This window comes from Curtobacterium sp. SL109 (assembly GCF_026672405.1).
Classification (GTDB): Bacteria; Actinomycetota; Actinomycetes; order Actinomycetales; family Microbacteriaceae; genus Curtobacterium.
In genome coordinates this window covers 645490-659401 of sequence record NZ_JAPPRB010000002.1, presented here as the reverse complement: position 1 = coordinate 659401, position 13912 = coordinate 645490, and the positions used below count along the sequence as shown (strand labels likewise).

Annotated in this window: 14 protein-coding genes; 10 read left to right on the top strand and 4 right to left on the bottom strand. The window is 72.3% G+C overall.

The features are described from left to right. The first annotated feature begins 50 nt into the window (after window positions 1-50). Together OVA28_RS04580 and OVA28_RS04575 are read left to right on the top strand one after the other, a co-directional pair. Window positions 51-719 carry a hypothetical protein gene (locus OVA28_RS04580; RefSeq protein WP_268095920.1) on the top strand — a complete coding sequence of 223 codons (669 nt, stop codon included), beginning with the start codon at window positions 51-53 and terminating at the stop codon, window positions 717-719. Window positions 720-775: 56 nt separating this feature from the next. Then, window positions 776-1768, top strand: a complete 993-nt coding sequence (locus OVA28_RS04575; protein ID WP_268095918.1) for an NAD-dependent epimerase/dehydratase family protein — start codon at window positions 776-778, stop codon at window positions 1766-1768. A 156-nt stretch (window positions 1769-1924) separates the two neighbouring features. On the opposite strand, the gene rocD is transcribed toward OVA28_RS04575, so the two are convergent. Together rocD and ddaH are read right to left on the bottom strand one after the other, a co-directional pair. After that, complete coding sequence (gene rocD / locus OVA28_RS04570) at window positions 1925-3160, bottom strand: ornithine--oxo-acid transaminase (RefSeq protein WP_268095917.1); 1236 nt, start codon at window positions 3158-3160, stop codon at window positions 1925-1927. After that, entirely contained in the window at window positions 3160-4056 is an 897-nt protein-coding gene (ddaH, locus tag OVA28_RS04565; RefSeq protein WP_442780760.1) for a dimethylargininase, read from the bottom strand. Before ddaH ends, rocD begins: the two co-directional genes overlap by 1 nt. A gap of 215 nt (window positions 4057-4271) precedes the next feature. Here ddaH and OVA28_RS04560 point away from each other — a divergent pair, with 215 nt between their 5' ends. The 7 genes from OVA28_RS04560 (at window position 4272) to OVA28_RS04530 (ending at window position 8574) form a co-directional block, all read left to right on the top strand. Then, window positions 4272-4709, top strand: coding sequence for an Lrp/AsnC family transcriptional regulator (locus tag OVA28_RS04560; protein ID WP_194626951.1), 438 nt, complete (start codon window positions 4272-4274; stop codon window positions 4707-4709). 6 nt (window positions 4710-4715) lie between these two features. Continuing rightward, complete coding sequence (locus OVA28_RS04555; protein ID WP_267419454.1) at window positions 4716-5093, top strand: hypothetical protein; 378 nt, start codon at window positions 4716-4718, stop codon at window positions 5091-5093. A 17-nt stretch (window positions 5094-5110) separates the two neighbouring features. Continuing rightward, the gene (locus tag OVA28_RS04550) at window positions 5111-5941 is read left to right on the top strand and encodes a nitroreductase family protein (RefSeq protein ID WP_268095916.1); all 831 of its coding nucleotides are present in this window, start codon (window positions 5111-5113) and stop codon (window positions 5939-5941) included. After that, window positions 5938-6711 (top strand): YqjF family protein, encoded by a 774-nt coding sequence (locus tag OVA28_RS04545; protein WP_268095915.1) that lies wholly within the window; start codon window positions 5938-5940, stop codon window positions 6709-6711. The genes OVA28_RS04550 and OVA28_RS04545 overlap by 4 nt, the downstream gene beginning before the upstream one ends. A 62-nt stretch (window positions 6712-6773) precedes the next feature. Next, complete coding sequence (locus OVA28_RS04540; RefSeq protein ID WP_194659669.1) at window positions 6774-7769, top strand: SDR family oxidoreductase; 996 nt, start codon at window positions 6774-6776, stop codon at window positions 7767-7769. Beyond that, entirely contained in the window at window positions 7766-8134 is a 369-nt protein-coding gene (locus OVA28_RS04535; RefSeq protein ID WP_268095914.1) for a hypothetical protein, read from the top strand. The genes OVA28_RS04540 and OVA28_RS04535 overlap by 4 nt, the downstream gene beginning before the upstream one ends. A 242-nt stretch (window positions 8135-8376) precedes the next feature. Beyond that, on the top strand, window positions 8377-8574 hold the full coding sequence (locus OVA28_RS04530; RefSeq protein ID WP_194626941.1) for a hypothetical protein: 198 nt from the start codon (window positions 8377-8379) through the stop codon (window positions 8572-8574). Between the two features lie 169 nt (window positions 8575-8743). Here OVA28_RS04530 and OVA28_RS04525 read toward each other — a convergent pair whose 3' ends face one another. Further along, window positions 8744-12316, bottom strand: coding sequence for a proline dehydrogenase family protein (locus OVA28_RS04525; RefSeq protein WP_268095912.1), 3573 nt, complete (start codon window positions 12314-12316; stop codon window positions 8744-8746). A gap of 129 nt (window positions 12317-12445) precedes the next feature. Between OVA28_RS04525 and OVA28_RS04520 the strand changes: the two genes are divergently transcribed. Further along, the gene (locus OVA28_RS04520) at window positions 12446-12910 is read left to right on the top strand and encodes a MarR family winged helix-turn-helix transcriptional regulator (RefSeq protein ID WP_194659666.1); all 465 of its coding nucleotides are present in this window, start codon (window positions 12446-12448) and stop codon (window positions 12908-12910) included. Between the two features lie 30 nt (window positions 12911-12940). Here the strand turns inward: OVA28_RS04520 and OVA28_RS04515 are convergent, their stop codons facing one another. Beyond that, the gene (locus tag OVA28_RS04515; protein ID WP_268095911.1) at window positions 12941-13891 is read right to left on the bottom strand and encodes a DNA-3-methyladenine glycosylase family protein; all 951 of its coding nucleotides are present in this window, start codon (window positions 13889-13891) and stop codon (window positions 12941-12943) included. Window positions 13892-13912 lie beyond the last annotated feature (21 nt).

Sequence of the window (13912 nt, the reverse complement as noted above, 5' to 3'; positions counted from 1 at the left end):
GAGCCAGTGATCGTTCCGGGGTCTTCGGGATCAGTGTAGGAGGAGGACGGATGGGAAGCAACAGGGGCACAACGACCCCTGATGCGCTCGGCACGCTCCTGACTCCGAGTCGCCTGCGGTCGTACGTCGATGCGACTCCCGACCTCCGCCGTGCGCTGGACCTGTACGAGTGGAACATGCGGGCGTCAGCCGGCGTGATGGAACTCGTCGGCATCGTGGAGGTCGTCGCGCGGAACGCGCTCGATCGCGAACTGAGTACCTGGGTCGGTCGGCGACACCCGGACAGCACCTGGTTCGACCAGGTACGCCTGGATGCCCAGGGCAGGAGCGATCTGGCGAAGGCGAGGGGTCGCGCGACTCGGAACGGGCGGCGCCCCGAGGTACACGGCCGTGTGGTCGCCGAACTCACCTTCGGGTTCTGGCGGTACCTCGTGGAGTCGCGGTACCTGACGACCCTCTGGATCCCAGTTCTCCACGCCGCGTTCCCCCACGGTCCCGACGACCTCCTGACCCGCCAGCGCGAGGTGCGAGCGCGTCTGCAGCAGCTGCACTTCGTGCGCAACCGCGCGGCGCACCACGAACCCGTCCACGAGCGCGACCTCGGTCGCGACCACCACGACGCGATCGAACTCCTCGGCTGGATCCACCCAGCAGCCGCGGGGTGGGCCGAGGACGTGACGAGCCTCCGGACGGTACTGAGCGCCCGGCCCAGCGCGTGAGGTGCAGGATCGGGAACAGTGCAGTGCGCACGACCACCACGACGAAGGAGTCATCAATGACCGGAGCGAGCGTCCTGTTCATCGGCGGGAGCGGTGTCATCAGCGCCGCGTGCGTCACGGAGGCCACCCAGCAGGGGTACGACGTCACGGTCCTGAACCGTGGGACCACCGGAGGCAGGCCGATCCCGGACAGCGTGACGCGCCTCCAGGCCGACGTGTCGGACCGCACCGCCCTGGCGGAGGTGCTGGGCGACCGCCACTTCGACACGGTCGTCAACTGGATCGCCTTCACGCCGGACCAGGTGCAGGCGGACGTGGAGTTCTTCGCGGGGCGGACCCGGCAGTACGTGTTCATCAGCTCGGCCTCGGCGTACCAGACGCCGGCGACGCACCTGCCGATCACGGAGTCGACGCCGCTGAAGAACCCGTTCTGGCAGTACTCGCGCGACAAGATCGCGTGCGAGGAGCTGCTCATGGAGGCCTACCGGGAGCAGGACTTCCCGGTCACGATCGTCCGGCCGTCGCACACCTACGACGAGACGAAGCTGCCGCTGACCGGCGGGTGGACCGCGATCGCGCGCATGCGTGCCGGCAAGCCGGTGATCATCACGGGTGACGGCACGTCGCTCTGGACGCTGACGCACAGCCGCGACTTCGCGGTCGGGTTCACCGGGCTGCTCGACAATGCCTCGGCGATCGGTGAGGCCTTCACGATCACGAGCGACGAGGCTCCCACCTGGAACGCGATCGCGGCCGAGCTCGCCGCCGCGGCCAGGGTCGAGGACCTGCAGATCGTGCACGTCCCCGCGGACGCCATCGCGGCCGTCGACGAGGACTGGGGCGCAGCGCTGCTCGGCGACAAGGCCAACAGCTCGGTGTTCGACAACAGCAAGATCCGGTCGCTGGTGCCGTGGTACCGGCCGCGGACGACCTACCGGCAGGGCGCGCGCGAGGTGCTCGCCTGGTACGAGGCGCACCCGGAGGAGCAGGTCGTCGACGAGCGGCTCGACGCACTGATGGACCAGCTCGCGGAGCGCTGGGCGGTCTGACGCGGGCTGGCCGAGGGCTGGTTGCGTCCGGTCAGGGCTGGCTGCAAAACACCGGTGTTCCGGGGTCACGCCGCGGAAGATCGCGGCGCGGACCACGAACACCGGTGTTTTGCGAGCCAGCAGGCCAGCCGGGAGGCTCGGCGCGGGCCCGGTGCGTCAGCTGCGGTCGCGCAGGACCGCGGCCAGGGCACCGATCGCCGTGGCGACCTCGTCGTCGGTGACGACGAGCGGCGGGGCGAAGCGGATCGTCGACCCGTGGGTGTCCTTCACGAGGACCCCGCGGGCGGCCATGGCCTTCGCGATCTCCTTGCCGGTGCCGATGGCGGGGTCGATGTCGATGCCCGCCCAGAGCCCGGCGACGCGGTGTGACACGCCGCGGTGGCCGACGAGGTCGTCGAGCAGGCCGCGCAGGACCGGTTCACCCGCGAGGGCCCGCTGCTGGAACATCCCCTCGTCGAGCATCGCGACGACCTCGGCACCCACGGCAGCGGCGAGCGGGTTGCCACCGAACGTGGAACCGTGCTCGCCCGGACGCAGCACGCCGAGCACCTCGCGCGACCCGACGACCGCGGACACCGGGACGATGCCGCCGCCGAGGGCCTTGCCGAGCGTGATGAGGTCGGGCCGGACGCCGACGCGCGACACCGCGAGGGTGTGCCCGGTGCGACCGAGGCCGGACTGGATCTCGTCGGCGATGAACAGCGCGCCGAACTCGTCGCAGACCTCGCGGACGGCCGGCAGGTAGTCGGCGGGCGGGATGACCACGCCGCCCTCGCCCTGGATCGGCTCGAGCAGCACGGCGACGACGGTCTCGTCCATGGCCTCGCGGAGCGCAGCGGCGTCGCCGTACGGCACGGTGCGGAACCCCGGCGTGTACGGCCCGAAGTCGTTCCGGGCGTCGGGGTCGTCGGAGAACGAGATGATCGTCGTCGTGCGGCCGTGGAAGTTCCCACCGGCGACGATGATCGTGGCCTGCCCCTGCGGCACGCCCTTCACCCGGTAGCCCCAGGCTCGCGACACCTTGATAGCGGACTCGACGGCCTCGGCACCGGTGTTCATCGGCAGGACCATGTCGGTGCCGGTGAGCGCGGCGAGGGACTCGGCGAACGGTCCGAGTCGGTCGTTCACGAACGCGCGGCTCGTCAGGGTGACCCGGTCGAGCTGCGCCCGTGCTGCGTCGAGCAGCCGCGGGTTGCCGTGGCCGAAGTTCACGGCCGAGTACGCGGCCAGGCCGTCCAGGTAGCGCTTGCCGTCGACGTCCGTGACCCAGGCGCCGTCACCGGAGGCGATGACGACCGGCAGCGGGCTGTAGTTGTGCGCGAGGGCCCGGTCCTCGACGGCGAGCGCCGCGGCGGTGTTGGTGCCGGTCGCGGTGCCCGGTGCGGTGTCCATCAGGACCGCGCGACGGAGTTGCCGGTGCCGACCGGGTGCAGGTCGAGCGTGCAGCACTTGACTCCGCCGCCGCCGAGGAGGAGCTCGGACAGGTCGACGCCGATCGGGTTGTAGCCCTTGTCGCGCAGCTGCTCGGCGAACGTTGTCGCACGAGCGGCGATCACGATGTTGTAGCCGTCGGAGTAGGAGTTCAGGCCGAGGATGGCGGCGTCCTCCTCCGTCGCGATGATGGCGTCCGGGAAGCGCTCGCGGAGGATCGCCAGTGAGGGCTCGTCGAACGCGGACTCGAGGTACGCGATGTTCGAGGTGCCGTCGGCGGTGGGCTCCGGGTCGAGCACGGCGATGGCGGTGTCGAGGTGGTAGAAGCTCGGGTTGATGAGCTTCAGGGTGATGACGTCGCGGCCGTAGACCCGCGCGATCTCCTCGTGCGAGGTGCTGTCCGAGCGGAAGCCGGTGCCGGCGAGGATGACGTCGCCGACGAGCAGGAAGTCGCCCTCGCCCTCGTTCGTCTCGACGGGCTCGGCGACCTGCAGGCCGGCGGAGCGGAACCAGTCCATGTACGCCGGGCCCTCGGGCTGACGCTCCGGGTACTGGAACTTGGCGCCGTACGCCACGCCGTCGAGCACGAAGCCGCCGTTGGCCGCGTAGACCATGTCCGGCAGGCCGTCGATCGGGTCGATCAGGTGGATCTCGAAGCCGAGCCCCTGGTAGACGTCGTACAGCTCCTGCCACTGGGCGACGGCCTTGGCGGTGTCGGTCGGGTCCTCGGGGTGCATCCACGGGTTGATCCGGTAGCTGACCGTGTAGAAGTCGGGCTTGCACATGAGGATCGTGCGCTTCGTCGCGGTGCGGACCGGAGCGGGCGCGGAGACGGTGCTGGTTTCGGGGTTCGACACTGGAGTCCTCCTGGGACTTCGGGCCCGAGCCTGCCAGGAACCACCACTGGACCAACCTCGGCGAGATGCAGGCTCACTCGCCGGTACCGCGGCGGACCAGGTCGACGCCGAGCATCAGTCTAGGGAGTGCGGGTCCGTCGCCACAGCACGGATCGCGCACGTTTCGTGCGTCCACCCCGACGTCCTCGCAACGACTGCGCGTACGATGGTCGCCGATGGACTCGCTCGACCACCGCATCCTGGATCAGCTCCGGGAGAACGCCCGCGCCGGATACGGCGACATCGGGTCGGTCGTCGGGCTCTCGGCATCGGCCGTCAAGCGCCGCGTGGACCGTCTGGTCGCCGACGGGGTCATCCGCGGGTTCACGATCAAGGTCGACCCCGCGGTCGAGGACCGTGGCACCGAGGCCTGGGTGGAGCTCTACTGCCGCGGCACGGTCTCCCCCGACGAGCTCCGCACGCTGCTCGACTCCGTGCCGGAGGTCGTCGACGCCGGCACCGTCACCGGCAGCGCCGACGCCGTGGTGCACATGCGCTCGAAGGACCTGCCGGCACTCGAGGAAGCGCTCGACCGCGTGCGGCTGGCGCCGCAGGTCGACCACACGCGTTCCGCGATCGTGCTGTCCCGCCTGGTCTCGCGCGAGTCCGCGTAGCCCGCCTTGGTCCCCGCGTCCCGCACGGCCAGGAGGCTCGGAGCGGCTCCGGCAGGCCGGGGTCCGGCCCGGCGCCTGGTCACGGCAGCGGCGCTCGCCTACGTCGCGAACTGCGCGTGGGGCACCGCCGTGGCCGTCCGGCTCATCCGCACGAAGCGCCTGCGGGTCGTGCACCACGGGCTGTTCGTGGTGACCGCGACCCTGACGGGCGTGGCCGCCACGACACCGCTCTGGACCCGGTCACGCGCGGCCCTGTTCCTGCTGCCGGCACTCGTCCCGCTGGCCGTTGCTCCACGGACCGACCCCCGCTCCGGAGCACACTGGCAAGTCGCGGTCGCCGCCGCGCCGTCCTACCTGGGGGCGGTGCTCGCCGGGCGACGCTGACGCCAGGGAGGACAGCAGTGGAGCTCATCGAGGCCATCCGACGCCGACGGACGACGAACGGCGCGTTCCTGCCGGACCCCGTGTCCGAGGAGCACCAGCGGCTCCTCGTCGAGCTGGCCGGCCGGGCTCCGTCGCAGCTCAACAGCCAGCCGTGGCGCTTCGTCCTGGTCGAGGAACGGTCGACGATCGACCAGGTCGCGGCGATCAGCGGGCGCGCGATGACCCGCACGATGTCCGAGGGAACCTTCTTCGAGCGCTACAAGCCGTACTTCCGGTTCAGCCAGGCGGAGATGGACGAGCGCCGTGACGGCATGCTCTTCGACAAGCTCCCGAAGCCGCTCCGGCCGTTCACCGGGCAGGTGTTCACCAAGCGGGGGCAGTTCCTGATGAACACGCTCCGGGTACCGCAGACCCTCGGCGAGGAGAACCGGAAGCTCGTGGCCGGGTCGCCGCTGCTGCTCGGCGTGATGCTCGACCGGGACGAGTACCGGAAGGAGGCGCGGAACGCGTTCTACTCGGTGTTCAGCATGGGAGCGGCGATGGAGAACATCTGGCTCGCGACGACCGAGCTCGGCCTCGGCATCCAGTTCGTCTCGTTCCCGATGGAGATCGAGGAGTCGTGGACCGAGGTCGAACAGCTGCTCGAGGTCCCGCCGGAGCTCGAGCTGATGGCCGTGTACCGGATCGGGTACCTGCCGCCCGAGCGTCGGCGCCCCGCGATCGACTGGGTGTCGAACGAACGGAAGCGTCCGTCGCAGTACGTGTTCCGAGGCACCTGTGCGACGCCGCAGACCGGGTGGGACGATGCTCCCGTGACCCACCTCCGTGACGACCCGAGCACCCCGTGACCGACACCCGACCCGTGGGGGCCGAGCCGAGCCTCCAGTCCGCTGCCCCCGGCCTGACGGGCCGTCCCTGGATCTCACAGGACTGGCTCGACGTCGTCTTCGTGCACTGGCGCGTCGACGTCTCCGCCGTCGCGCCCCTGTTGCCCGCCGGGACCCGCCCCGACACGATGAGCGTCGACGGGGTGGACGACGGCGTGACCACCTGGGTGGGCCTCATCGGGTTCCGGTTCGAGGACACCCGCTTCCCGCCACTCGGACCGCTGGGTCGGACCGGCTCCATCGGCGACTTCGTCGAGGTCAACGTGCGCGTCTACACCGTGGACGAGCGCGGGCAGCACGGGGTGGTGTTCCTGTCGCTCGACGCGGGGAAGCTCCTGCCGACGATCGGGGCCCGCGTGGCCACGGGCCTGCCGTACTGGTGGGCGAACGCCGAGCACCGCTCCGGCCACGGCCGCGTCGGGTACGCGATGCGGCGGCACGGATCGCACCTGCGCTCCCTGGTGGAGGTCGAGGTGGGCGAGGCGATCGCGGAGCCGAGCACGCTCGAGACGTTCCTGACGGCGCGCTGGGGCATGCACGTGCGGCGAGCCGGGGCGACGCGCTACTGGCCGAACGAGCACGAGCCGTGGGCGCTGCACCGCGGGACGGTCGCGACGCTGCGGGACGACCTGATCGGCGCTGCGGGACTGCCGCTCGCGCTGACGTCGCTGGCGCCGGACTCGGTGCTGTACTCCCCCGGCGTGACGACGCGGTTCGGCGCCGGTCGCTGACGAGAGCGCGCCCGGGGGACATCGCTGAGTGACGGCGCCCGGGCGTGCGTACAACTGGAGTCATGACACGTGTGGCAGTGGTGACCGGTGGTTCGGCAGGACTCGGACGAGCGACGGTGCGGGAACTCGCCGCCAAGGGGTGGGACGTGGCCGTGATCGCCCGCGGCCAGGAGGGCGTCGACGCCGCGGCCGCCGAGGTGGTGGCCGCCGGGCAGCGCGGACTCGCGCTCTCGGTGGACGTGGCGGACCGCGAGGCGGTCGAGCGTGCAGCCGATCGCGTCGAGGCCGAACTCGGCCCGATCGACCTGTGGGTCAACGGGGTCATGGTGGGCGTCTTCGGCCGCTTCCTCGACACCGCGCCCGAGGACTTCGAGCGGGCCCTGGACGTGACCTACCTCGGCTTCGTGAACGGCACCCGCGCCGCGCTGACCCGCATGGTCCCCCGCGACCGCGGTCACGTGATCCAGGTCGGTTCGGCGCTCGGCTTCCGAGGCATCCCGCTGCAGGCCGCGTACTGCGGGGCGAAGCACGCGATCGTCGGGTTCACCGAGTCCGTCGTCTCCGAGCTCATCGAGCAGGGCAGCAAGGTGCAGGTGTCCCGCGTCGACATGCCGGCGCTCAACACGATCCAGTTCAACTGGGTCAAGTCGCAGCTGCCGCACCACCCGCAGCCCGTCGCGCCGATCTACCAGCCCGAGGTCGGCGCCCGCGCCATCGCCGCCACCGCCGAGCGTCCCCGCCGTCGCACCTGGGTCGGTGAGTCCACGGTCTACACGATCCTCGGCAACCGGATCAGCGGGCGCTTCGCCGACTGGTACGCCGCGAAGACCCTGGTCTCCGGTCAGCAGATCGCGTCCAAGGACGGCCAGTCGCTGCCGTCGAACCTCTACGAACCCGTCGAGGGCGACCACGGCGCGCACGGCGTGTTCGACGACAACGCGCATGCGTGGTCGCCGCAGACCTGGTGGGTGGAGAACCGTCGTCTCGGCAACGGGATCATCGGTGCCGCGCTCGGCATCGTCGGCGCCGTCGCCGTCGCAGCGGGACGTCGACGATGAGCCGCCAGCGCGCGGTCCGCGCCGCCGTCGTGCAGCGTCAGACCGCCGTCGAGGGCGTCCGCGCCGGGCTCGGTGTCGCACACCTCGCCAACGCCCGGCGTGCGGTCGACGCCACGAGCGGCACGGCCGCGTTCCACCAGGTCCTCGGCGTGCGCCACCTGGTGCAGGCGGCGCTGCTGCTGCGGGCCGGGACCGGCAACGCCCACACCCTCGGCGCCGCGATCGACGCCGGGCACGCGGTCACGATGCTCCCGCTGATGCTGCTCGGCGGCCGGTGGGGCCGGATCGGCACGCGGCAGTTCTGGCTCGCAACGGGCTTGGCCGTGGCCGAGATCGCCCTCGTCGGGACCGGCCGGAAGCGCTGACCCCGAGGCATTCGAGCAAGGGCGCTCCGGCCCGGGCGCAGGGACGCTCCAGAGGGGCCGGAGCGTCGATGCTTCGTGCGAACCTGCGGCAGTCAGGGGAACCGCCGATCGGGTGTGGCTCGCTGGAGACGACATTAGCCGGTCCGCCGAAAGGGGGACAGAGCACCTGTCTCCCCCAGTTCGAGGGACAGCGTGGACAGGCTCGACGCACACGCACGGCAACCGCGCGTAGCGTCCCGATCATGAGTGACAACGAGCAGACCGAACCCGTCATGGACGGCGCCACGGACGCGACCAACCACGAGAAGCTGTCGGGCCTGATCGAGCAGGTGAACCACGACCACGGAACCGAGGGTGCCGCGTCGATGGCCGACCACCTGCGCGACCGGATGGACGAGACCGGCGTCGAGCCCGAGGACGAGGGCGACACCGAGGACTGACCCGTCCTCGTTCGTACGGCTGACGGATCCGGTCGGTGGAACGCGCGTTCCGCCGACCGGATCCGTCATGTCTGCTGAGCAGAAGCAACGAGCCGCCCCTGCCCCGGCACCGTCAGCACGGGCACCGGCCAGGAGGCGCTGGTCACCTCCGCAACGCCCCGCCTGACGGTCAGATGCGCAGGGCCGCGAACCGCGGGTCGATCGACCCGAAGCGGTGCGTGGTGACCGACACCGACTGCTCGCGGAGGTACGGGAGCATCTCGATCAGGCCGGCCTCGACGACCGGCGCGTCGAAGATCGCCACGTCGATGCTCGCGCCCAGCGCCTCCTCGAGCGCCAGTGCGTCCCCGCCGACCAGCCGGATGCGCGCACCCGGGCCGCCGAACGCGGTGTGCCTCGGCTGTTCGCGCGCCTGCGAGAGCACGATGTCGAGTGCGTCCTGCGGCTCGTCGGTCGGGTTCGACCAGTTGTCGCGGAACACCGCGCCCGACTCCGCACGGGCGAGGAACTCCTCGTCCGACTCGACCAGGTGGTCGACGACGTCGAGCGGCGGCCGGCTGGCGGCGAACAGCTGCGTCAGGGGACCCGGCAGCGGGCGGCCCGTGCTGAGCAGGACATGGGCACGAGCGGCCGTCGCGGCGACGAGCGCCCGGACGAAGTCCCCGCTGGAGGCCCCGTCGGACTGCCGCAGGATCACGGACTGGGGTCGGTAGCGCAGGACGTTCCGCTCGACGCCGAGCCCCGCGGTGTCCCGCGCGCTGCCGAACCGGGTCTTCCGCGCCCGGACGTCGCTGAGCGCGCCCGCCCGGACCTGGTCGAACTCCTCGAACCGCAGTCCGCTGCGGGCGGCCTCGATGACGGCGGCGACCCGCGCCGGCAGCCCGTGCAGCTGGATGCTCTGGTGCACCGTCCGTGGGACCGGCTCCCACCGTCCGAGCGACGCGACGTACGAGGGCCCGCCGGGCTTCGTGCCGGGGCCGACGGCGGACCGCTTCCAGCCGCCAGGGGGCTGCCGTCGGACCACCGATCCCGTGGTGGGCCGGTTGACGACGAGGTTGCCGGCACGGACGCGGTGCATCCAGTCGGCGACCTCGTCGACGTCGAGCGAGTGGAGCCCCGCGGTGAGGCCGAAGTCGGTGTCGTTCTGGATCGCGATGGCGTCCCGCAGCGTCTCGGCGCGCATGATCCCGAGCACCGGCACGCCGTACTCGGTCTGGTGGAAGTCGCTGCCCGGTCGGACGCCGTCCCGGATGCCCGGGGACCAGAGCCGCCCGGAGTCGTCGAGCGCCTCGGGCTGGACGAGCCACGTCTCCCCCGGGCCGAGCTCGGTGAGCCCGCGCAGTGCGGCACCGGCCGGTTCGTGGACGAGCGGCCCCATCTGCGCAGCGGGGTCGTCCGGCCAGGCCACCCGGAGGGAGCGCGTGGCGTCGACGAGCTGCCGGCGGAAGCGCTCGCTCTCGCCGACCGAACCGACCAGCACCACGAGGGACGCCGCCGTGCGCTGCTGTCCCGCTCGGCCGAACGCCGAGCGGACGACGTCACGCACCGCCAGATCGAAGTCCGCCGAGGGAGTGACCACGATCGCGTTCTTGCCGGCGGTGTCCGCGGTGAGCGGGAGTCCGGCGCGCCACCACGTGAAGGACCTCGCCGTCTCGGTGGAGCCCGTGAGCAGGATGCGGTCGACGGCCCGGTGTGCGATGAGCTGGCGGCCGAGGACGTCCTCGTCGAGGTCGATGAGCTGCAGGAGGGAGTGCGGCACCCCGGCGTCCCAGAGCACGTCGGACAGGACGGCCCCGGTCCGCTTTGCCTCGGGGGCGGGCTTCAGCAGCACGCCACTGCCGGCGGCGAGCGCGGCGAGCACTCCGCCGGCGGTGGCCGCGACCGGGGAGTCCCACGAGGGCGCGACCACGGTCAGGCGCGGGGGCACGAAGGTCGCGTCCGTGACGTCCGACAGGCCACGGGCCTGCTCGGCGGCGATGAACGCGTGGTCGACGGCCTGGCTGACCTCGGCGTCGGCCTCGGCCAGGGTGGCCCCGGTCTCGGCGACCGCGGCCTCGACCAGGTCGGCACGCCGGGTCTCGAGCTCGTGCGCGATCAGCTCGAGGAGTTCGGCGCGGTCGACCGGGTCCTGGCGACCCCAGTTGACACCGGCCTGGGCAGTGCTGCGGATGATGCGCTCGAGCTTGGTGCGGTCGAGCACCCGGGCGCCGCGGATGGTCTGCGCGCCGGCCTTCGACGCCGGCACCCGACGCAGCACGTCGGCGGCCCAGGCCCGGTTCGCGGGGACGGTCGGGTCGGTGTCCGGCGTGGCCGCCGTGGGCGCTGCCGGCACGGGTTCGCCGAGGGCTCGGCGGCGGTCCTGCGTGCGGTGCGTCGCCGCCACGGGCTCGTCGAGCGCGGCGACGGCGGCGAGCCAGCGCTGGTGTTCCCGCTCGAAGGCGACCTGGTCGCGGTCGATCTCGAACGCGGCGGCGGCGGAGCCCTGCGGTTCGGCGTTCTGCTGCAGCCGCCGGGCCAGGTAGCCGATCGCCGAACGGAACTCGTCGGGGTGGACGACCGGGGTGGACAGCACGATCCGGCCGACGTCGGCACGCACGGCGTCGGCGTGCGTCGCGGTCATGCCGAGCTGCATCTCGACCTCGAGCGCGTCGGTCACCCCGCGATGCTCGGCGAGCACCCACGCGGTGGCGAGGGTGAAGAGGTCCTGCGTGGCGACCCCGACGTGCACGGCGTCCGTGCGCTCCGGCGTGAGTGCGGTGTCGAGCAGTCGCAGGGCCGCGGTGGTGGTCTCGGTCGCGCTTCCCCAGGTGGCGAGCGGCCGGTCGTGCAGCAGCGCGTCGACACGCTCGGTCGCCAGCGAGGCGCCCTCGGTCAACCGGACGGTGATCGGTGCCCCGCCACGGGCCCGACGGGCGACGGCCCACTCGGTCAGGGACTCGAGCACCCCGGCGGTGTCGGGGAGCGCTGCCTGCAGCATGACGCCGGCGGGCAGCCCGAGGAACTCGTCGCGGTCGAGCAGCAGCCGGAACGCGGCGACGGTCACGTCGAGGTCGTGGTGGTCCTCGGTGTCGAGGGTGACGAACGTGGTCGGACGGCCCTCGGTGCCCGGGGTCGACGCCGCGAGCCGGAACAGTGGTTCGAGCCGATCGGCGATGCGCTCCACGGTCTGGTCGAACGCCCAGAGGGACATCTGCGGCACGACGGTGCCGACGGAGACGGTCACGCGGTCGACGTCGTCGCGTCGGACGAGGTCCATGGTGCGCTGCAGCTGTCGGTCGCTCCCGGCGACGCCGAGCACGGTCTCACCGAGGTGGTGCACGTCGAGCACGGACCCGCCGTCCGCGACCTTCGCGAGGGCCGGTCCGAGCCTGGACGGTGCCGCGTCGACGACGAGGTGCCCGGCCACCCGCCGCAGGATCCGACGGGCGGTGGGGACCACGGCCCACGGCGCCATCGTCGCGAACCCGCCGCCGAGTGTGACGGCACCGCGGAGGTACCAGGCCAGCTCGTCGGGGACGTCCTGGCTGATCTCCTCGAGCTGGCGCGCCGCGACCCGCGGGTCCTCGGGCCGGACGACCCGGTCGACGAACCCGAGCGTGAAGTCGAGGCCCTGCTCGTCGCGCAGGACCGCCGCCAGCCGCGCCGCCCCCGGGTCGGGCTTGACGTCGGCGGACGCGCCGATCCACCGCCGCACGAGGGCGACGACGTCGTCGGTGCAGTCCTGGAGTCGAGCGGTCGCCATGGATCGATCGTATGGCGACGCACCGGCATGACCTCGGAGCACGCCGGACGACGGCGAAGAGTCAGCTGAGCGTCATCCTGGTGGATGATCCTGCCCGCGAGGACCCGTCCGCATGGATACGCTGACGACATGTCGAAGCAGGGCGACGTGGACCGCGACTGGGCCACGTGGGACGCGTACCACGACGTCTGGCGACGACTGGACCGGGCGCTCGACCACGCCGTGCAGCAGGGCGCCGGGATCTCCACGCCCGAGTTCGAGATCCTCATCGGGCTGCACCGCCAGGTCGACCACCGGCTGCGTGTGCGCGACGTCGCGGCGGGCATCGGCTGGGAGAAGTCACGCGTCAGCCACCAGGTCACCCGCATGGTCTCCCGCGGGCTCGTCGAGCGGACGGACTGCCCGACCGACGGCCGTGGCAGCTGGGTCGTGATGACCCCCGACGGGCGTCGCGCCGTGCTCGCCGGCATCCGCGCACACACCGCGGCACTCGAGCAGCTGTTCTGGAGGCCCGTGGCCGGTGACGCGGACACGCTGCGGTCCGTCAGCGCCCGGCTCGAGAGCGCGCTGGGCCCGGCCGACCTGGTCGACTGAGCAGCAGGCCACCCGGCCCGAGCACCGCCGTCAGTGGTGGCGGTGGTCCTGGATCGTCATGCGCGGCCCGAACGCCGGCTTCCGGAAGCCGCTGCCGCCGATCAGCCGGACGACGCGGTGCCGGTGCCCACGCCACGGCTCGAGGAGCTCGAGCATGCCGTCGTCGTCGACCGGACCGCCCGTCAGCGCCCACCCGACGAGCGCCGGCACGTGGAAGTCCCCGACGCTCGGGGAGTCCGGGTCGCCGTGGGAGCGCTGCGTGGTCTCCGCGGCCGTCCACACCCCGATGCCCGGGATCGACTGCAGCCGCGCGGCGACGACGGCCCCGCCGCGACCGAGGGACAGGGTGCGCTCGAGCGACGCCGCGACCTTGACCGCCCGCATGACCGTGGCGCTGCGACCGGGTTCGATGCCCGCACGGTGCCACTCCCAGCTCGGGATGCGGGCCCACTCCGCGGGCGACGGCGGGACGACCATGCCGTCGGGTGCCGGCCCGGGAGCCGGCGTGCCGTGGCGCCGCAGCAGGTACCGCCACGCGCCCCAGGCCTGTCGCGAGGTGACCTTCTGCTCCATGATCGCCGGCACGAGCATCGCGACGACGGTGTTCGTGCGGCACAGCCGGAGCCCGGGCTGCCGGTGGTGGGCGTCGGCGAGGAACCGGTGCGCCGTGACGTCGAGGTCGGACCAGTCGTCCCCGCGGCCGAGCAGGTCCGGGGCGTGCTCGAGCGCCCACGCGGCGCCGTCGCCCCACGCCGAGATCGCCACCGCGTCCCCGGTCCGCCGGAGCAGCACGGAGGCGGGGCCCACCGGCGTGCGGAGCGCGAGCCACACGTCGGACCCGACCACCCGGAAGGCCGGGTCGCCGGAGCCGCGCTGCAGGGGCCGGAGGGTCGCTGCCAGGTCCAGTGGGCCTCCTGGACGGTAGACCGTGTCGAGACGCGCGCCACCCGTGGGACGCGACTCGAGACGGACCTGCTGCATGACAGGGATGGTAAGCGAAAC

Excerpts from the sequence above, each read along its gene's own strand:
- OVA28_RS04580 (WP_268095920.1), top strand. The coding sequence starts at position 51 with ATGGGAAGCAACAGGGGCACAACGACCCCTGATGCGCTCGGCACGCTC.
- OVA28_RS04575 (WP_268095918.1), top strand. The coding sequence starts at position 776 with ATGACCGGAGCGAGCGTCCTGTTCATCGGCGGGAGCGGTGTCATCAGC.
- rocD (WP_268095917.1), bottom strand. The coding sequence starts at position 3,160 with ATGGACACCGCACCGGGCACCGCGACCGGCACCAACACCGCCGCGGCG.
- OVA28_RS04560 (WP_194626951.1), top strand. The coding sequence starts at position 4,272 with ATGGACTCGCTCGACCACCGCATCCTGGATCAGCTCCGGGAGAACGCC.
- OVA28_RS04540 (WP_194659669.1), top strand. The coding sequence starts at position 6,774 with ATGACACGTGTGGCAGTGGTGACCGGTGGTTCGGCAGGACTCGGACGA.
- OVA28_RS04535 (WP_268095914.1), top strand. The coding sequence starts at position 7,766 with ATGAGCCGCCAGCGCGCGGTCCGCGCCGCCGTCGTGCAGCGTCAGACC.
- OVA28_RS04530 (WP_194626941.1), top strand. The coding sequence starts at position 8,377 with ATGAGTGACAACGAGCAGACCGAACCCGTCATGGACGGCGCCACGGAC.
- OVA28_RS04525 (WP_268095912.1), bottom strand. The coding sequence starts at position 12,316 with ATGGCGACCGCTCGACTCCAGGACTGCACCGACGACGTCGTCGCCCTC.
- OVA28_RS04520 (WP_194659666.1), top strand. The coding sequence starts at position 12,446 with ATGTCGAAGCAGGGCGACGTGGACCGCGACTGGGCCACGTGGGACGCG.
- OVA28_RS04515 (WP_268095911.1), bottom strand. The coding sequence starts at position 13,891 with ATGCAGCAGGTCCGTCTCGAGTCGCGTCCCACGGGTGGCGCGCGTCTC.